Below are 19,238 nucleotides of genomic sequence, written 5' to 3'. Positions count from 1 at the left end.
CGTAAGGGTCCAAACCTATTGAGACGATTCGGTTACCCGACAGATAGCAGCCCAAACAGCTGGCCAGTCGGTCACCGTGCGCAGTTCAGCGGCACCAATGCGGGTTGGCAGTACCAATCGCAAGCGCCCAGCCTGTACCTTTTTATCACGTTGCATGCGCTGTTGCCACAGGGTTTCGCTGAGTTGCGGCGCAAGTGTGGGTAGTTCAAAGCTACTGAGCAGGCGCTCAATACGCTCGACGTCGGTGCTATGCAATTCACCGGCTTGCTGCATAAAATGTGCGGCAATGACCGTACCCGCGGCAACCGCTTCGCCGTGACGCCAACTGTCGTAGTATTCCGCTTCAATGGCGTGACCAAAGGTGTGACCCAGGTTCAGTAAGGCACGTAAGCCTTGCTCACGTTCGTCTTGTGCCACAATTTCGGCTTTAATTTCACACGAGCGGCGAATGGCGTAGGCAAGTGCCTGTTCGTCACGGGCGGCTAACTGACTGTGGTTGTCTTCGAGCCAGGTAAAGAAGTCGCCGTCGTAAATTATGCCGTACTTCACAATTTCTGCCAGACCGCAGGCAAAGTCACGGGCTTCAAGTGTGCTCAGGCAGTCGGTGCTGATCACCACCGCTTTGGGCTGATAAAAAGCGCCGATCAGATTTTTACCACCGGGGTGATTAATGGCCGTTTTGCCGCCTACCGACGAGTCGACCTGTGCCAGCAGCGTCGTCGGTAGCTGATAAAAGTCGACACCGCGCTGATAGGTAGCTGCGACAAGACCCGCAAGATCACCGACCACACCGCCGCCTAAGGCCAAAATAGCGCAATCGCGGTTAAAGTTAGCGTGAATTAGTGTGTCCATCACCTCGCCATAGGTGCTCAGGCTTTTCGCATGTTCGCCATCGGCAATTTCATGCACCAGCAGCTGCGCTTCGGCGGGCAGTTGTGCGCGTATCGCGCCCAGATAGTGCGCTGCGACAGTGGCATTGGTGACAATACAGATTTGCCGCGGCAGGTTAGGTAGCAGGTCGGGCAGCTGCTGATACAACTGCCGGCCGATATAAATGGGGTAGCTACGCTCCGCAAGCCCTACTTGAATGCACGAGACAGTGGTTTGGCTGGTGGCTTGCGTGGAATGCATGAGTAGCTCCGGGGTTATAGCCCCACTTGTTCGATAATTTTGTCGACGACAAACTTCGCGCTTTGCTCGTCGGTGCGAACGACGACATCGGCAATTTCTTCATAGAGCGGATTGCGTTGTTCAGCCAGCTCTTCCAATACGGCACGCGGGTCATCCGCTTCAGCAATTAACGGACGGCGTTTGTCACGCTGTGTGCGCGCTAACTGCTTTTCAATAGGGGTCTGTAAATACACCACAATACCGCGGGCAGATAAGCGGTTACGGCTTTCTTTGCTCAGAATAGAGCCACCGCCGGTCGCCAATACAATACCGGTATTTTCCGTCAATTCTTCGATAACCTTTTCTTCGCGCGCACGAAAACCTTCTTCACCTTCCAGCTCAAAGACCCAGGCGATATCAGCACCGGTGCGGCGCTCAATTTCAGAGTCAGAATCGAAGAATTCCAGATGAAGTTGCCGGGCTAATTGCCGGCCAATGGTGCTTTTGCCAGCCCCCATGGGGCCTACCAGGAAAATGTTACGTTTTTCAGCCATATCTTTGCTTTACATCACCGTTTAATAGCTGTGACTCACGGAATCCGGAGTGTCTGTCTGACCTTCCTTAACCCAACCAAAAAGAGGCGGGATTATCGCAAGTCACAGCCATTTAAGCAAGGATTACGGCGTTGTCATTACAATTCGCGGCGTCACGAAGATAAGTAATTCACGCTTTTCATTAATCTGGCTATCGTTACGGAACAACACACCAACGTAGGGAATGTCGCCCAGTACTGGCACCTTGGTAATATCGTTCAGAATTTGTTGCTGATAGATACCACCTAGCACGATAGTCTCGCCATTTTCCACCAGCACCTGGGTACCGATTTCTTGCGTATCGATAGAAACCGCAGGGCCGGTCGGTGTAGAAACCGTCTCACCGCGGGTATTCTGGGTAATGACCAGATCCATGATAACGCGGTTATCCGGTGTGATCTGCGGCGTCACTTCCAGCCCCAGCACGGCTTTTTTGAATTGTACTGAGGTCGCACCTGACGAGGCGCTTTCCACGTATGGGATCTCGGTACCTTGCTCAATATAGGCTTTCTTCTGGTTGGCGGTGGTAATCCGCGGGCTGGCAATAACTTCGCCCTTGTTTTCACGTTCAAGTGCCGACAGTTCCAGGTCCAGAATACGGCCGTCGGCAAGCTTAGCAATCTGGAAGCCGATGGTTGCTGCCGGGTTGGTGACCGGCAGATTCACGTTGAGATCAGTTGAAGTATTGGTATTGGAACCCCACAGGTCTGGTCCGCCGGCATTTTCGTTGCCGATGCCCCAGTTAATACCCAGTTCGTCGCTGATATTGTCACGAACGGTAACCATACGGGCTTCAATGACGACCTGTTTAACCGCCACATCGAGAGTGCGGACCATGGCCTCAACCTCTTCGATTTGCCGTGGAGTGTCACGCACCAGCAAGGTATTGGTACGCTCATCAACCGTCACCGCACCACGCTCAGAAAGCAAATCCGAGCTCTCGGTCCGTAAAATTGCGGCAATATCAGCAGCTTTTGCGTAGTTGATCTGAATGTAGGTACTCTCCAGCGGCGCTAGTTGTGATAAACGCTGCTTAGCTTCCAGTTCCTGCGCTTCACGCTCGGCCAGCTCGTCAGCAGGCGCAACAATCAGAATGTTGCCATCCATGCGGCTCGACAGACCTTTCACCCGCAAAATAGTATTCAGGGCGCGCTCCCATGGTACGTTTTCCAGGCGTAAAGTAATGTTGCCCGAAACCGACTCACTGGCGACCAGGTTCAGGTCGTTTTCATTCGCCAGAATCTGCAGTAACTGACGCACTGGCACATTCTGGAAGTTCAGTGAAATAGGTCGCTGCGAACCGTCAGTTGCAACCACTTCGGTGGGCTCTTCAAATTTCAGGTTGAGCCAGTCATCAATTTGCTCAAGCTGATGACGGAAGTCGGTTTTACCGGTAATAGTAATTACCGCGTCATTACCCTCGCGGAAGGTTTCAATATGTGCAATTGGCGTTGCAAACTGGCTGACATCAAGCACGTAAAGCAGGTCGTTCGCAATATCTGTGTCATATAACGTTAGTTCCAGACGGTTCCCACGCACGCGAGCTTCATGCTCAATCGATTCATCGCTCAGGTTAATCCGCAACAGCGCAATGTCGTCGGGTAAACGGGTAAAGTCGATATCGGTAATGCTGGGGCCTTCGCTGGTATCGACGGTTGAAGTGGTCACCACCGCAGGTTGTGGCTCGGCTTCATATTGCTCCGGAGCTTCGGTCACCGGTGCCTGCTCTGGCTCATTTACCTCAGCCGTCGGCTCGGTGGTAGTCACTGCCGCGGTTTGTGTCTGAGTGGCCTCATCGCTTTCGACAAAGACCAGCACCATGACGCCTTCGTAGCGGCTCATCAGGTGTTCTAAAGGTTTTGTGGTAGTGACGCGTAACAAGGTGTCTTCGCGTTGCTGCTCCAGAGAGACGTCACGCAATAACGGGTGGCTGGCAAGCTGCTGCACACCGTCCTGCAGTTCATTGGCCGTGCCCATCAGCAGAAACTCATGGACTAACGGGTCCTCACTACGTCGCACCACCGGCGCCTTCACCGCCTCATCGAAGTGTACTTCCAGGTTGAAGCGATCGTTGGCCAGCGGAATCTGTTCGATACGCACTAGCTCATTGGCACTCGCTGCCAGCGGCAGCAACAGTGTGAGCATTAGAAATCGGATTGCGTACGTCATAGCTCTGAACTCCCTTGTGTACCCGGTAGGCGCAGTGCGGTATCTCGTTGTTGCCAACAGCCATCACCGGCTGGAACCCATTCAGTTATCATTATAAATTCTGGTGTAATTTGTGTGACCTGACCGAGGTTCAGGCCAATGTAATCGCCCATCGCGACGCGATAAAGGCGCCCTTGGTTGGTGCTGACAAGAGCCACCGGACCTTCGTTCTGATTAGTACGCATGGTGCCGACCAGAGTGAATTGATCTAAGCCCAACGACTCAAGCTCGGCGCGTTCACGGTCAAGATTGGGCTGCGGGCATCCGGGCGTGTTTTGTCCCGGTTCCGGTGCATTCAACGGCGCTGGTTGAAACGGATTGCGAAAGTTGGTGCCGGTATAGCTCACCCGTTCCAGTTCCGGCATTTCAGGCAATGGCGGCGCACTCGGAACCGATGTCGATTTTACCTGCTCGGTAAAGGCAACAAGATCTTGCTGCCCGCCCTGACTACATGCTGTTAATACCGTCACTGCAACACACACGAGAGAGAGTCGTTTTATCATTGCTCTGCCCTCAAGGTTTTTTGCCGATAAGTTTCAGCGGTAATGTTCAGGGTCAGTGAATCGTCAAAATCAGCTGACTGCAAGGTAAAGTCTTTGACGTTAATAATTCTGTGCAGGCCCGCGATTTGGCCAATAAACTCACCGATTTGATGATAGCCGCCGCTGAGGTCAATGCGAATTGGCAAGGCGGTATAAAATTCCCGCGGCTGTGCCTGCAACCACTCAATGCGATCAAATTCAAGCCCGCTGCGCGTGCCTACAAGGGTAATATCGTCGAGTAGTCGCGCGGTTTCGTCATCAGAGGGCAGCATATCGAGTAGTACTTCAAGATCACGATTTAATTGATCCAATTGCTCACGATATACCGGCAGGTTGACTGCAGTTTGATACTTCACCCGGTAATCATCTTTCAACTGTTGCTCTTTGGCTTGCTCACGCTTATACGCACTCCATTCATCGGCAAGCAAAAAGTAGTGGGCTAACCCCAGGCAGATGACTACCAACAATACCAGCGCACCGAATCGAAACGGTGCGGGCCAAAATGGCATTTCATTGATATCAAGCTCACGCAAGTTCATCGATTTACTCATGATGCGCCTCCATTTGCCTGCACTGCGGCGACGTTAGGCGTACGAATCGAGACGCTCAACGAGAACGCGTTGTAACGGGTCGGACCTTCGGTTTCGCCTGCATCCGAGGAAATTTCACGAAGTACCGGGTTACTGAAGGTGTCCGACTCGGTCATGGCGCGTAAAAATTCTGAAACGCGGTTATTCGACACTGAGCGACCGCGCAAGCTCAGTTGGTTGCCGCGTTTTTCAATTTGCAGAATATGCACCCCATCGGGCACTTTCTCAGACAGCTCATTAATCACCCGAATGGCGGTATTGCGGTCCTGATGAAGAGACTGGATCAGGTTCATGCGATTAACGATATCGTCTTTTTTCTTATTAATTTCCTGAATTTCAGCAATTTGGGCATCAAGAATCGTAATTTGCGAGGACAAGAACTGATTCCGCGCACGTTGCTGCTGTTGATAGTCCTGAATGATTTTGTAGGAAATAAATACCAGCAATGCCGCAACCAGCAGTGCGATAAAAGCTTGTACGCCAAACCGTTGCTTGGCGCGCTGGCGTGCAATCTCGCGCCATGGGAGTAGGTTTACGTGTGCCATTCGGTGAAGCTCCGTAACGCTAGTCCCAAAGCCTCGACAAATCGAGGTCCGTGGGGTTGCAGGTGTTCATACTTGTCGGGCAGTGGAAAGTGCTCAAACGGGTTGAGGCTAATCACCGGGTACTCCGCTTGCTCACCAAGCATGTCGACGATCATGGGCAGCATGGCGCCGCTGTTCACCAGCACAATGCCGGCAAAATCTTTTTTCGTGGCATTACTACGGTAAATCTGAATGCCACGGCTGATTTGTGACCATAAATTGCCAAGGAAATCCTGTAACACCAATGGCGAGAAGTCGTCTGTTTCCTCGGCGCGTAATTTTGCAAACAGCTCAGGATGGCTGATCTCGCCGTCGTTATCGAGGGCGCTGAAGAGGCTGCGTAGACCGCCACTCTGATAGCGGGTGAACATCACTTCGCCATTACCAATCACAATGGTTTGTACCGCAGCACTGTTAATGTCCAGAACTAATAAAGGCAGTTTGTTGTCGTAGAGGTCGGGATATAAATGGGGCATGACATGGTCACAGGCGCGTAAAATGGCCTGGTTGTCGACGTCCATGATGCGTACCTTAAAGCCAGCTTCTTCCAGCGCCTGAACACGGGTGTCGACGCTCATGGTGCGCGTGGCGGTAACAATGACCCGTTGCTGGCCAGGCATGGTAGGATGTTCACCGAGACTCTCGAAGTCGTAACGTACTTCGGCCAGCGGGTAAGGAATTAAGGCCTCGGCCTCGGTTTCAATTTTTTCCGCGATGGCTTCGTCGTCCAGGTCAAGTGACATGGCGAGTTGTTTTGAGATGGCCTGGCTACCAGATACAGCGGCAACGACATCAATAGCGCGTGTGCCCATGCTTTTTTTGGTTTGCTTGAGCGCCCGTGCAACCTTGTCGATATCTGTAATTTCATCGTCGGTGATGATGTTTTTGGGTAGTTGAGACTCAGCGACACGTGTGATTTCATAGGTGTCACCTTGTGGTACAATCTCTACCGCTTTAATCGCATCTGTACCGATATCGATGCCTAGACCAGGTTTTTTACCTAGACCAAACAGCCCCATAATGTTCTCCCGATGGGAATTGTAGATGGCTTATAGTTTGTTGTTTTCTTGCCACTTGCTGCGCACGACAGAAAGGTAAGATTCTGGTAAAGAGCATAGCAGTATTTTGCCTATGCATAGGAATCTTTACTCAACTTTCTATAATATGCAGCAGTAGATAGCAACTAATTCCATACATAATTACAAGATAGCACTTGATCCGAAAAAGGATAAATTTTGTGAAATTCTTTAAGTGGCTCATGTATAGCCTAATTATCGCCGTTGTACTAGGGGGCGTCACTGTTGGTGGTATGTATTTGTACTACCAGGACGAACTACCGAGTGTGGCGGAATTACGCGACGTGCGTCTACAAACGCCTATGCAGGTGTACTCTGCCGACGGTGAAATGATTGCCCAGTTTGGTGAGATTCGGCGTATTCCGGTGGCACTTGAAAATGTGCCACAACCGCTGATTGACGCCTTTCTGGCGACCGAGGACACCCGTTTTTATGAGCACTTCGGCATCGACCCAATTGGTGTCGCGCGGGCGTTTTTCCAGCTAATTACTACCGGTGATATCCAAAGCGGTGGTAGTACGATCACGCAACAGCTGGCCCGTAATATCTACCTGTCATTTGAGCAAACCTGGACACGTAAAGTAAAAGAAGCCTTTATTGCATTGCATATTGAGAGCCAGCTTGAGAAAGACGAAATTCTTGAGCTTTATCTGAACAAAATTACCTTTGGCCACCGTGCGCACGGGATTGGCGCCGCTGCACAAGTGTACTATGGCAAAAACCTGCATGAGCTGACGCTGGCCGAAATGGCAATGATTGCCGGTTTGCCAAAAGCGCCCTCCACCATGAATCCGATCTCACGTCCTGACCGTGCACGCGACCGCCGTGCCGTGGTGCTTGGGCGTATGCTCGACGAAGAAAAAATTACCGAAGCTGAATACCAGGCAGCGTTGGCCGCCCCGGTGGCGACCCGCTTACATGGTGCCGAAGTTACCATGTCAGCACCTTATTTGGCGGAAATGGTGCGTGCCGAAATGGTCAGTCGTTATGGCGAAGATACGGCCTATACCAGCGGCCTGAAAGTCTACACCACGGCCAGCGCCAAGCAGCAGCGCGCTGCGCAGCGCGCGGTGCAGCAGAATTTGCATGGTTATGACGAGCGTCATGGCTACCGGGGTGTCGAAGCACAGCTTTGGAAGCAGGACGAACCAATGCCAGCGCGCGAGACAGTGCTGGCCGAGTTAGCAGAATTTGAGCCGATCGGCCTGACCCGTCCGGCGGTGGTGCTAAGTACCACCGAGCAAAGCGCCACTATTTTATTTGCCGATGGTCAGCAAGGCGCGCTGCTTTGGAGTGGCATGGCCTGGGCCCGGCCTTATCTGAACCCGGAGCGGCAGGGCGCCGCACCCGAGCAGGTCAGTGATATCTTCACCGCAGGTGCAGTCATTCGCGTGCGCGCCGGTGACGAGGGCTGGCGCCTGGCGCAGGTTCCTGAGCCAAGCGCTGCCTTGGTGGCGCTACGGCCGAACGATGGCGGCGTCGCGGCCGCTGTGGGTGGTTACAGCTTTACCGTGAGCCAATTCAACCGAGCTACTCAGGCCGAGCGACAAGTGGGCTCGAATATTAAACCCTTTATTTACTCTGCGGCGTTGGAAAATGGTTTTACTCTCGCGACCCTGGTCAATGACGCGCCGATTAATCAGTGGAATCCGGGTACTGGTATTGCCTGGCGGCCACGTAACTCGCCTGACGTTTATGAAGGCCCCATTCGGGTCAGAGCAGCGTTAGCGAAGTCAAAAAACGTTGTTTCGGTACGTTTGTTACGTGCCATGGGCGTCGACACCGTGGTCGATTACCTGACCCGCTTTGGTTTTGATTACGGTGAATTACCCCGCAACGAATCATTGTCGCTGGGTTCGGCGTCGATGACCCCGCTTGAAGTCGCGCGTGGCTACGCGGTATTTGCCAACGGTGGCTTCCTGGTAGAACCCTACTTTATTGAACGTATTGTCGATGCCAGTGATGAAGTCGTGTATCAGGCACGACCAACAGTTGCTTGCCGGGAATGCGAGCCAGCCGACCGCGACGTGCGTGACGCGCCGCGGGTGATCTCAGAGCAAAACGCATTTTTGGTAACGCAGGCAATGAATTCGGCAGTCTGGGGTGGCGGTAGCTGGGCTCATGAGACGGGCTGGAACGGAACCGCCTGGCGTATTCAGCGCTCGGATGCCATTACCCGCGAAGCCGGACGCAATATCGCAGGTAAAACCGGTACCACCAATGACGTGAAAGACACCTGGTTTTCTGGGTTTGTCAGTGGTTTGGTGGCGACGGGTTGGGTCGGTTTTGATAATCTCGAGCGGGCATTGGGCAGCACCACCATGAACCCGAATCTGAGCAGCAGCGAGCAGCCTATTTCCGGTACTGAGGCTGGCGCGAAAACAGCGCTGCCAATGTGGATCGACTTTATGGAAACAGCGGTGACCGAAGTCGCCGCCGAGCCGTTTGATGTGCCACCGGGTCTGGTGTCCGCGCGGATTGATCTGGAGACAGGTAAGCTCAGCCGGGCAAATGACTACACCACGCGATTTGAGTATTTCATTCCGGGCACCGCGCCGACCGAGTATGTAGATAATAAGTCGTCACCGACGGTGTTCGGCGATGACGACTCAATTTTCTAACGAGCTTTAACTCTTTTTGCTCAGGCGGCTCAGTAACTGATTCAAATCGGACTGCACGCCGCCTGCAGTGACTTCCTTGCCAGCGCCAGGACCACTGATCACCAGTGGCATTTCGTGGTACCAGTCGGTGTAAATAACAAAAATATTCTCACCCGGGATCAGGTTCGCCAGCATGTCGCCCTCAGGAATATACTCAATACCCACCCGAGCGCGTACGCTGTCGTCGTCCTGAACCGCAAAACTTGCCAGCAAGCGCGGAACTTTACCGGTTTTTTGTGCGTCCTGATACAAGTCCTGCATGCCGTCATCAAGCTCTGGCAGGCGCTGCATAAACTCATCAAGCGGAATATCTGCCAGGTGCTCCGGCAACAGACTGTCGACGTCAATGTCTTTCCAGTCGAGCCGCAGGCCAATTTCGCGCGCCAGAATCAGCAGCTTGCGAATAATGTCCTGACAGGACAAATCTTCGCGCGGATCAGGTTCACTTAAACCGCGTTGCTTAGCTTCGCGCACCAGATCACTGAATTTCACTTCACTATTGAAGTTCTCAAACAGCCACGACATGGTACCTGAGAAAATACCCGAAATACTGCGAATACTGTCGCCAGAGTTACGCAAGTCGTTCAGCGCATAATTCAGCGGCAAACCTGCCCCGACTGTGGTGTTGTAATACCACTCGCGCTCGTATTCGCGCTGAATGGTACGAATTTCGTCGTACTGGCTCTCACTCGAGGCGCCGGCGCGCTTGTTGGCACTGATAATATGCAGGCCGTTGGCGAAAAAGCTCGGATACAACTGCGCCACCGCGGTCGCATCGGTTAAATCGAGCATGACCAGCTCGTCGTACGGCGCATTCGGTAGCTCGGGAATCAACTGACTCATCTCATAGGGACGCGCCAGGCGCTCAAAGTTATCCTGCCAGTCGGTTAAATCAACGCCGTTGTAGTCAAGCCACATGCGGGTTGAGTTGAGAATGCCGATAATGCGTACGTCCATTTGCTCGTTAATGCGCTCGCGTAAACGCCGGTAGAGCGACAGCCAGGCACTACCAATGTTGCCGCGACCGACCACGAGCACACCCAGGCTGCGACGGTAACTAAACAGCTGACTGTGGATTTTGTTCAGCAGGCGGTTGTCGAGCTTTTGCTCTAAAATGGCCACCACCGCGTTATTGTCCGGGGTAATTGCCAGACGGCGTAGTGCTTGCTCGCCGGTTTCCTGTTTGAAGGTGGCGTACTGCTCGGTTTCCTGAATACGGTTCCCCACTAACGCCAGCATCGAATAGCCGGTCAGCTTGCTGGCACTACCTTTAAGGTCCTGGGCGTCGAGCCATTGCTCCATAAACTCCAGATGGTTCTGGTGATACGCGTAATAGGCATGATGCTGCGCCACCTCGTTCCAGCTGATAAGCGGTGTCAGATCCAGCTCTTCAAAGGCTTCAATCAGCTTGGCGTCACGCAGATCAACCCGGAACAGCACCACCTCAGATAAGGCGGTTAAGACTTTGCCGGTCGGCTCCGTGTCATCGTAACGACCAATGCGCGTTTGTTGATTCTCAACTTTCAAACTGGAGCGCACGGCAATCACCATACGCTCGCGATCGACCGGCTGGAAGGTACGCGGATGCAGTACCGGACTGCCCAGGCGCGCCAGTTCTTCGGCTTCCTGCCAGTCCAGAATCGGCAAACTCACCACCCGCTCAACCTTGCGCGGGTCGGCAGAGTATACGCCAGCGACGTCTTTCCAGATGGTGACTTGCTTAGAGTCAATCAGACTACCGACCAGGGTTGCTGAATAGTCACTACCATTACGACCCAGGATCAGCGAGCGCCCCTCAGGGTCGGAGCAGATAAAACCGGTGACAATAAAGCGGGTACCGGCATGCGGCGCAATCCGGTTGAGCAGACCAATACGGGAAACTTCAGTACGAATAAAAGGTTCCGGCGCGTCGTCGGCGACTAAAAACGTACGCGCATCAATAAAGTCGGACTGAGTGCCTTGTTGCTGCAACAGAGCAGACAACAGACGCGCTGACCAAAGCTCACCGTAAGATAGTAATTCCGGACGACGCTCAATGGTTTCACCACCGGCAAGCCAATTCCACCAGCGCTCAAAATCCTCGACCGAGGCCGCCATCACGCGCTCCTGGTGTGCGCCGGTCAAAAGCCCACTGATCAGCCCTTGCTGGTATTTTTCCAATTGCTTGAGGAGCACCTCAGCCATACCGGCATCGCCGGTTTCATCGGCCTCTTGCTTAGCATCTATAATGGCGAGAATACGGTTAGTCGTGTCGCCCGCTGCAGACACCACCACCAGATCGCTGGCGCCGGCATATTCCGTAACAATACGGGCCACGCGGCGGTAACAATAAGCGTCAGCTAAGCTGCTGCCGCCGAATTTATGTACTTGAACCTGTTCTGCAACAGCCTGGATCTGATCGTCCGAAACCTCTAATTCCATGATGCGTTTGCGCTCTCCAAAAAGGTTAAAAGTCGCGATTATACGGTGCCCGTTTTACGCAATAAAGTACTCTTACGCAAGGTTAGCAGATTAAAGCCGTATAGACAGCTAAGCGTATAAAGTTGACTGTACCGTACAGCTGGGTACAATTCATCACATTATGTGGGGCTTTCAATCAGAAGGTGCGGTATGGAGTGGGATGGCGAGTACATTTACCCGTATGTAGAACATGGTCAGAAAAGCGAAAAAGTGAAGAAAATCACGGTTTCGATTCCAACGCGTGTATTGAAAGTTCTCACCGATGAGCGCACCCGCCGCCAGGTGAAAAACCTCCGTCACGCGACCAATAGTGAACTGCTGTGCGAGGCATTCCTGCATGCCTTTACCGGTCAGCCATTGCCGGAAGATGAAGATCTGCGCAAAGACAACCCGCATAAAATACCTGCCTCGGTGCGCGACGAACTGAAGCGTCGTGGTTTACCCATTCCGGCAGAAGACGACCTCGACTGAATCGAGGCCGTCTACCGACATTACAACAAATACTCGAGCGCGGTTTCGTCGCAGTTATGCTTGCGCGGGCAAAGCTCGCAGTCTTTCATGACTTTTTCCGGTAGTTTGTCCTTTACCGTCAGACGAAAGTTAAGTTTGCCGAAAAATTCCGGTACCCGGGTCAGCACGATGGTACGGGCAATGCCAAGCTCACGCGCCTTCCACAGCAGAAAAGCCACCAGTTCGGCGCCCAGTCCCTTACCCTGTGCCTGCGGAAACAGCCCCAGACTACGGATCTCAGCCAGACCGGTGCTGTAGACATACAGTGCCGCGCAGCCGACGACCTCATCATCAATTTCGGCCACCGCGAAGCTTTGAATAGCTTGTAGCACGTCGGCTTTATCACGCGGCAAGTTCTCGCCCTGTTCGGCCCAGTAAGCGATCAGATCGCAGATTTTATCGGCATCACTCAACCGAGCCTGCCGGACATGCTTGCTCGCTGCCTCAGCAGCATGCAACCAGTCGCTGGCATGTTTAATTGCGGTGCGAACCGCCGCTGGCGCGGTGCCGCCCAAGGCTTTACGTTGGCTGACACCGTAATCAAGTTCAAGAAATCTGTAGACATCGTCGCTAATATGCGTCGAAAATTCATGGAACTCTGATAAGCTCAGAGCCTCAAGTGGCTTTTCCTGCTGTTGCGCATAAAGCACTGCAGCGCCAGTAATATGATGCGCGTCGCGAAATGGAATGCCCTTACTGACCAGATAGTCCGCCAATTCAGTTGCGTTGCTGTAACCCAGCGTCGCCTGATGCCGCGCATGCGCCTCGTTAACGCTCAGCTCTGGCACTGCGAAGGTCAGCATTTGCAGGCACTGCAAATAAGTATGCAAGGCATCAAACAAGCCTTCTTTGTCTTCCTGCATGTCTTTGTTATATGCCAGCGGCAGACCCTTTAACGTGGTCTGTAGCGCATGCTGATGACCAAACACCCGGCCGGTTTTACCCCGTAACAGCTCAAATAAATCGGGGTTCTTCTTTTGTGGCATCAGCGACGAGCCACTGCTGATGCGATCGCTCATGGCAAAGCAACCCGACTCACCGGAACAGTAAAAAATAACGTCTTCGGCTAAACGAGACAAATGCATCATGCCGGTGCTGGCGCTATGCAACAGGTCGAGCGCAAAGTCACGATCGGAGACGCCATCAAGACTGTTCTCGCAGGCATAGCGAAAGCCCAATGCATGGGCTAGTGCTTCGCGATCGATGGCCGCAGTCGTTCCCGCCAGTGCACCACTGCCAAGCGGGCAGACATCGAGCCGTTTCATGGTTTCTTTCAGGCGCGCCACGTCGCGTTGCAGCATTTGCACGTACGCTAATGCCCAATGACCGGCCATAATGGGCTGCGCGCGTTGTAGGTGGGTGTAGCCAGGCAAGGCCGATGCCTGATAGCGCTCGGCGAACTGCAAGAGCACCTGAATGGCGGCTAAATTGGCGCTGATCAACTCAGTCCCCGCCGCTTTACAAAATAGTCGCAAATCGGTGGCGACCAGATCATTACGGCTGCGGCCGGTGTGTAGCTTTTTCGCCGTTGTACCTATTTTCTCAATCAGCTGGGCCTCGACCCAGCTGTGGATATCTTCTTCGTCACTTTGTAGCGGTAAACGTGGGTCGTTGGCCACGCCAACACGCAGCTCTTCCAGCGCCTGATGCAATTGTTGATGCTCTGTCGTCGTGAGCAATCCAGCTTCCAGCAATGCCTGTGCCCAGGCCTGCGAAGCCTGCAGGTCATAAGGCGCAAGCTGATAGTCAAAGCGTAACGAGTCATTAAACTGTTTGAATTCAGCCGCGTTGGGCTGGCTGAACCGCCCTCCCCATAAACTCATGACGAACCCTCACCCTTTTGCTGCAATGAACGAATGCGACTGGCCAGACTGTACAGACGAATAAAGCCTTCCGCGTGCTTCTGATTATAGACTTCGTCCTCATCAAAAGTGGCGAAGGCATTTGAGTACAGACTGTTTGGCGAGCGTTTCTGAGTAACGGTGACCTGACCTTTGTAGAGCTTCACCACAATATCGCCACTAAGCGGTTCGGCCAGCTTAGTGGTAGCGGCTAGCATGACGTCGCGCAGCGGTGTGAACCAACGCCCGTCATACAATAACTGTGCAAATTCATTGCCCAGGCGAATGCGATAGTCCTGGGTGGCGCGATCCAGCACCAAGCTCTCCAACCCTTGCAGAGCGGCGTAAAGCACGGTGCCAGCCGGGGTTTCATAACAACCCCGCGACTTCATGCCAACCAGACGGTTCTCGACCATATCAAGGCGGCCAACACCGTGTTTGCCGGCAATTTCATTGAGCTGCGCAATCGCGTCCACTGGCTCAATAGCCTTGTCGTTCAGCGCCACCCACTCACCCTTATTGAATGATAAGGTCAGATACTGGGCTTCATCAGGTGCCTGCTCTGGCTCCGCGGTCCAGCTCCAGACCTGCTCGCTGGGTGCATTCCATGGGTCTTCCAGCTCACCGCCCTCGGTGGAGATATGCCAGAGGTTAGCGTCACGGCTATAGATCTTAGTTGCTGATGCTGCACAAGGTATCTTGCGCTCAGCCAGATAAGCGAGCAGTTGCGGACGGCTACGCAGGTTCCATTCGCGCCACGGAGCAATCACCTGTAGATCGGGTGCTAAGGCCGCAAAGCATGACTCAAAGCGCACCTGATCGTTGCCTTTGCCGGTACAGCCATGGGCAAGGGCGTCAGCCCCCACTTTACGGGCAATCTCGACCTGCGCTTGCGCAATAATCGGGCGTGCCAGCGCAGTCCCTAGCAAGTACTGCCCCTCGTAAATGGCACCTGTCTTCAGCGTCGGGAAAATAACTTCTTTAACGAATTTATCTTTCAGATCGGCGATAAAACAACTGCTGGCGCCCGAAGCCAGCGCTTTTTCCTCAACGCCGGCCAGTTCTTCTTCACCCTGACCCACATCCGCAACGAAGGCCACCACTTCACAGTCATAATTCTCCTTCAACCAAGGCACAATGGCCGAGGTATCCAGACCACCGGAGTAGGCTAAAACGACTTTACTGACTGACTTGCTCATGCGTGGGCTCCTGAAAATAACTCAACTAAAACAGCGTTTTGCGCATGCAACCGGTTCTCGGCCTGGTGCAACACCAGTGACTGCGGACCATCAATCACTTCCGCAGTGACTTCGCGGCCGCGATAGGCGGGCAGGCAATGCATAAAATACTTAGCCCCGAGTTGCTTCATCAGGTCCTGATTGACCTGATAGGGCGCAAAATCATGCATCACCTGATTGCTATCCCGCTCCTGGCCCATTGAGAACCAGGTGTCGGTGTAAATAGCGTCGCTTTGGTCAAGCTCACTGAAGTCATGATGCACACTGATCACAGCGCCCGACCGTTGGGCGACTTGCTGCGCGTCCGCAAGCAGATCGGCATCGGGACCATAGCCCTGTGGCGCAATAATCTGCAGGTTCATGCCCGCTAAGGCGGCACCCGCCATGAGCGCCTGACAGACATTGTTGCCGTCGCCCACGTAAGTAAGTGTCAACTTACCTAAGTCGCCGGCATGCTCAGTTAATGTCAGTAAGTCAGCCAGCGCCTGGCAAGGATGGCAAAGGTCGCTCAACGCGTTGATGACCGGTTTGTCAGACGCCGCGGCGAGCTCGTCAAGCGTGGCCTGTGAGAAGACCCGCGCGACAATGGCGTCATGCCAGAGCGCCAGATTGGCACCGACGTCACTGGCCGGCTCGCGACTGCCCATGAGGTTACCGGCATCAAGGTAAATGCTGTGACCGCCCAAACGGTGAATGCCTGCAGCGAAGCTGGCACGGGTGCGCAGCGACGGCTTTTCAAATACCAGCGCGACGCTTTTGCCCTGCAAATGGTTCTGCCAGTCGCTCGGTTGCTTTTTAATGGTCTGGGCCAGATCCAGAATGTGATTCAGTTGTGCGCTGCTTAAATCGCGCATGGCTAATAAATCTTGCATAACTATTCCTGATAAAAATTGCGAAATCGACGACGAAAAAAGGGTTACGTTAAACGTGGATGCGGGTTCCGGCGGGTTCGCCACGCGCTAGTCTTGTCAGCGCATTGGCATCGTGCCAGCCGGCCACCGCGATCGTTCGTCGAGCGGCCGTGGGCAGTAACATTTGTGCAGCCTGCAAGGCCGCGGTCAGCTTCACCACCATGCCGTCACGCACGGTGCCGTTACTGATAAGTTCCGGCGCCTGCTCGGCAGTAATGATGTCAATAAGAAGGCCGGCGTGGTCGAGAATGCCGGCCACATCGGTCAGTAGAATCAGATCGCCATGCAACACTTGTGCAACCACTGCTGCGGCAAGGTCGGCATTAACATTCAGGCGCTCACCACTGGCACTGACGCCAAGCGAGCTCAGAACGGGTAAGTAGTTCTGTTCAATCAGCAACTGCAGCAACTTGCCTGAGCCCGGCTGTGGAATACCCACCGCACCGCGCGAGGTATCCACCTCACAACGCACGGTGTCACCGGCCTGCAGCGTCAGGCCCACGGGCTGCAAACCATGCTGCAGCGCTAGCGCGCAAAGCTGACTGTTGATATCACCGGCAAGGACGCCAGCGACAATCGGAATATGTGCCGCCGGGGTGACCCGCTGACCTTCGACTTTCACGCTGTCGTGGCCTAGCTGTTGCAGTAGGGACTGTACCTGATCGCCACCACCATGCACTAGCACCAGCGGGCGTAACGCCGCCAGTCGTTGTACCGTGGTCAGCAGTTGCTGCAGCGCCAGGCTGTCGGTTAAGACCCGGCCGCCAAGTTTAATAATTAGTGGCGAGCTCATACCACGGCTCCCGGACCAGGCAACAGCCCTGTTTGCGGCGCAAAGCCCAGATACTGATTGGCCAGCTGCACCGCCTGCGCGGCGGCACCTTTGAGCAAGTTATCAATGGCCACTGACAGGATCAGTTGCCGGCCGTGCAGCTTAAAGTAAATGTCGCAAAACGGCGTGCCGACGACTTGCTGCAATTTCGGCGGCGTGCTGACGATTCGCACCAGTTGCTTATCTTCGTAACAGTTGTGAAAAGCATCACTGACATCGGTCTCATTAACACCGTCTTTGAGTTGGACATAAATCGTTGCCAGTATGCCGCGCTTGAAGTTGCCTAAATGGGGCACGAAAACCACGTCATGGCCCACCGACTGCGCAATTTCCGGCTGATGCCGATGCTCAGCCACGCCATAGGCTTGTAAGCTCACTTCACAGAAGCTGGTGTGCAGGGCTGCTTTACGGCCTGCTCCCGAGACACCACTGACCGCATTCACAATGGGCGTGCAGTCGTCGGTCAGAAATGGCATCACCGGACGCAATGCCAACGCCGCCGCAGTCGGATAACAACCGGGTACAGCTATCAGCGACTCATTTCCGGTGAGCTCAGTAAACTCAGCCAGCCCATAAGGCACAGGTTGTTCTAACACGGGCTGTTGAAAGCCATAACACTGGTGATGTTGTAAAGGGTCGCCAAGCCGAAACGCACCAGAAAGATCAAACACCACCAACCCAGCAGCGATCAATTCTGGCGCCAGTCCGGCGCTGGCTTCATGAGGAAGCGCTAAAAAAACCACCCGGACCTGCTGCGGCAAGCGCGGCAGCAGGTCCGGATGCCAGGGTTGCAGAACAAGTTCACACCGACCCGCCAGTTGCGGGTACAGTGCAGTTATCGACTCTGCTTCACGTGCGCCTGAGGTAAAGCCATAGCTCAACGAAAAATGTGGATGATTATGCAATAGCCACACGAGTTCGGCACCACTGTAGCCACTGGCACCAAACACTGCGCATTGTATAGATTCTTGCTGGTTCATCTACGGTTAGTTGTTGAGCAAATAATGAGGCAAGTTTAATGAATATAAATGCACAAAACAAGCATAAATATATTTTTTGTGCTCAGGAAGCATTTCTTTACTTCAATCTTTATAGGTATTAACTTGGGGTTGATGATTAATTAACATCAGGACCGAAACTTTTGCGATATCTACTATCACTCATGGCAATTAGCTTAGTTTTGGCGGCATGCGCCACTAAACCTCAGTACACGCACTTTCAATGTTTTGACTCCGTTGCACAGGCTCGCGAAATGGGTCTACGGGTTTTCCACGCGGGATTTGGCGAACGCGTAGGCAATCGGCTGGGGTTAGCTGCGGGCCAGCCGGTCATAGGTTTGGGCCTGTCATGGGACGGTTTTGATCCGAGCCCGTACTGCGACGCTGGCGCACCGCTGCTTATTACTTATCAGCCCAAAACGGAGAACTACGACCCTGAGCAGGTTATGTTCTGGAGTAAAGTCATCCTGCGAGAAATGCTGAGCAATTACGGGAAGTATGCCCAGTAAATCCTATTTTGGTTATCACTGCGTCACCAATCTTTTAAGCGTAATCAGCAATATGTCCTATATTACTAAAGGACATTACGGATACTACTGAATTTTAAAGGAGAGAGATTATGAATAAATTACTCGCTTCCATGGTTGCCGGCTTGGTCGCAACCATCGTACTTTCTATATTAATGATGATTAAATCCAGTATGGGCATTATGCCTGAGCTTAATGTCATCAAAATGTTGGCAAACTATCTGAATGCCTCAATGGCTATTGGATGGCTCGTACATTTTTTGATCGGTATCGTAGCCTATGGGATCGCTTTTACAATTTTGCATCAGCTTGTTCCTGCCCAAAAGCCAGTTATTTTAGGTATTGCGCTGGCAGTTATCTTTTGGCTGATCATGATGATAGTGCTCATGCCAATGATGGGTAACGGTATGTTTGCAATCGGCATGGAACTAGGCCCGAGACCAGCTATAGCTACTCTGGTATTACACATTATCTTTGGTTTTGTTTTAGGCTATACCGCAGGGCGTCTCATCAGTCGCAGTGCCGCTTGAATTGTCGGAAGCTTAAACCACACTATAA

At 53.2% G+C, this 19,238-nt stretch carries 17 protein-coding genes; 4 read left to right on the top strand and 13 right to left on the bottom strand.

Annotation, left to right across the window (positions count from 1 at the left end; genetic code table 11):
• Positions 1 to 15: 15 nt before the first annotated feature.
• The 7 genes from aroB to pilM form a co-directional block, all read right to left on the bottom strand.
• A complete protein-coding gene (gene aroB / locus CWI71_RS01335; protein ID WP_126753447.1) occupies positions 16 to 1,131 on the bottom strand; it encodes a 3-dehydroquinate synthase in 1,116 nt (371 codons plus the stop codon).
• A 14-nt stretch (positions 1,132 to 1,145) separates the two neighbouring features.
• The gene (gene aroK, locus CWI71_RS01330) at positions 1,146 to 1,664 is read right to left on the bottom strand and encodes a shikimate kinase AroK (protein ID WP_126753445.1); all 519 of its coding nucleotides are present in this window, start codon (positions 1,662 to 1,664) and stop codon (positions 1,146 to 1,148) included.
• 123 nt (positions 1,665 to 1,787) lie between these two features.
• The gene (locus tag CWI71_RS01325; protein ID WP_241967573.1) at positions 1,788 to 3,872 is read right to left on the bottom strand and encodes a type IV pilus secretin PilQ; all 2,085 of its coding nucleotides are present in this window, start codon (positions 3,870 to 3,872) and stop codon (positions 1,788 to 1,790) included.
• Positions 3,869 to 4,414: a pilus assembly protein PilP gene (locus CWI71_RS01320; RefSeq protein WP_126753444.1), complete on the bottom strand. Its 546-nt coding sequence runs from the start codon at positions 4,412 to 4,414 to the stop codon at positions 3,869 to 3,871. Before CWI71_RS01320 ends, CWI71_RS01325 begins: the two co-directional genes overlap by 4 nt.
• Positions 4,411 to 5,004, bottom strand: a complete 594-nt coding sequence (locus CWI71_RS01315) for a type IV pilus inner membrane component PilO (protein ID WP_126753443.1) — start codon at positions 5,002 to 5,004, stop codon at positions 4,411 to 4,413. Before CWI71_RS01315 ends, CWI71_RS01320 begins: the two co-directional genes overlap by 4 nt.
• A complete protein-coding gene (locus CWI71_RS01310; protein ID WP_126753442.1) occupies positions 5,001 to 5,588 on the bottom strand; it encodes a PilN domain-containing protein in 588 nt (195 codons plus the stop codon). Before CWI71_RS01310 ends, CWI71_RS01315 begins: the two co-directional genes overlap by 4 nt.
• The gene (gene pilM, locus CWI71_RS01305) at positions 5,576 to 6,646 is read right to left on the bottom strand and encodes a type IV pilus biogenesis protein PilM (RefSeq protein WP_126753440.1); all 1,071 of its coding nucleotides are present in this window, start codon (positions 6,644 to 6,646) and stop codon (positions 5,576 to 5,578) included. Before pilM ends, CWI71_RS01310 begins: the two co-directional genes overlap by 13 nt.
• A 218-nt stretch (positions 6,647 to 6,864) precedes the next feature.
• On the opposite strand from pilM, the gene CWI71_RS01300 reads away from it, so the two are divergent.
• On the top strand, positions 6,865 to 9,324 hold the full coding sequence (locus CWI71_RS01300; RefSeq protein ID WP_126753439.1) for a penicillin-binding protein 1A: 2,460 nt from the start codon (positions 6,865 to 6,867) through the stop codon (positions 9,322 to 9,324).
• A gap of 6 nt (positions 9,325 to 9,330) precedes the next feature.
• On the opposite strand, the gene metL is transcribed toward CWI71_RS01300, so the two are convergent.
• Complete coding sequence (gene metL / locus CWI71_RS01295) at positions 9,331 to 11,784, bottom strand: bifunctional aspartate kinase/homoserine dehydrogenase II (protein WP_198678703.1); 2,454 nt, start codon at positions 11,782 to 11,784, stop codon at positions 9,331 to 9,333.
• A 189-nt stretch (positions 11,785 to 11,973) separates the two neighbouring features.
• Here metL and metJ point away from each other — a divergent pair, with 189 nt between their 5' ends.
• A complete protein-coding gene (gene metJ, locus CWI71_RS01290; protein WP_126753437.1) occupies positions 11,974 to 12,294 on the top strand; it encodes a met regulon transcriptional regulator MetJ in 321 nt (106 codons plus the stop codon).
• Positions 12,295 to 12,314: 20 nt separating this feature from the next.
• Here the strand turns inward: metJ and argH are convergent, their stop codons facing one another.
• The 5 genes from argH to argC are packed head-to-tail and all read right to left on the bottom strand — an operon-like array spanning position 12,315 to position 18,135.
• Positions 12,315 to 14,156 carry an argininosuccinate lyase gene (gene argH / locus CWI71_RS01285; protein WP_126753436.1) on the bottom strand — a complete coding sequence of 614 codons (1,842 nt, stop codon included), beginning with the start codon at positions 14,154 to 14,156 and terminating at the stop codon, positions 12,315 to 12,317.
• The gene (locus CWI71_RS01280) at positions 14,153 to 15,373 is read right to left on the bottom strand and encodes an argininosuccinate synthase (protein WP_126753435.1); all 1,221 of its coding nucleotides are present in this window, start codon (positions 15,371 to 15,373) and stop codon (positions 14,153 to 14,155) included. The genes argH and CWI71_RS01280 overlap by 4 nt, the downstream gene beginning before the upstream one ends.
• A complete protein-coding gene (argF, locus tag CWI71_RS01275; protein ID WP_126753433.1) occupies positions 15,370 to 16,284 on the bottom strand; it encodes an ornithine carbamoyltransferase in 915 nt (304 codons plus the stop codon). Before argF ends, CWI71_RS01280 begins: the two co-directional genes overlap by 4 nt.
• Positions 16,285 to 16,333: 49 nt before the next feature.
• Positions 16,334 to 17,116 (bottom strand): acetylglutamate kinase, encoded by a 783-nt coding sequence (argB, locus tag CWI71_RS01270; RefSeq protein WP_126753432.1) that lies wholly within the window; start codon positions 17,114 to 17,116, stop codon positions 16,334 to 16,336.
• The gene (argC, locus tag CWI71_RS01265) at positions 17,113 to 18,135 is read right to left on the bottom strand and encodes an N-acetyl-gamma-glutamyl-phosphate reductase (RefSeq protein ID WP_126753431.1); all 1,023 of its coding nucleotides are present in this window, start codon (positions 18,133 to 18,135) and stop codon (positions 17,113 to 17,115) included. Before argC ends, argB begins: the two co-directional genes overlap by 4 nt.
• 272 nt (positions 18,136 to 18,407) lie before the next feature.
• Between argC and CWI71_RS01260 the strand changes: the two genes are divergently transcribed.
• Positions 18,408 to 18,662 (top strand): hypothetical protein, encoded by a 255-nt coding sequence (locus CWI71_RS01260; RefSeq protein ID WP_126753430.1) that lies wholly within the window; start codon positions 18,408 to 18,410, stop codon positions 18,660 to 18,662.
• A gap of 110 nt (positions 18,663 to 18,772) precedes the next feature.
• Positions 18,773 to 19,210, top strand: coding sequence for a DUF6789 family protein (locus CWI71_RS01255; RefSeq protein ID WP_126753429.1), 438 nt, complete (start codon positions 18,773 to 18,775; stop codon positions 19,208 to 19,210).
• Positions 19,211 to 19,238 lie beyond the last annotated feature (28 nt).

Source organism: Pseudidiomarina insulisalsae (assembly GCF_003987065.1).
Lineage (GTDB): Bacteria > Pseudomonadota > Gammaproteobacteria > Enterobacterales > Alteromonadaceae > Pseudidiomarina > Pseudidiomarina insulisalsae.
The sequence above is the reverse complement of the archived record's forward strand: the minus strand, read 5'-3'. Positions and strand labels throughout refer to the sequence as shown.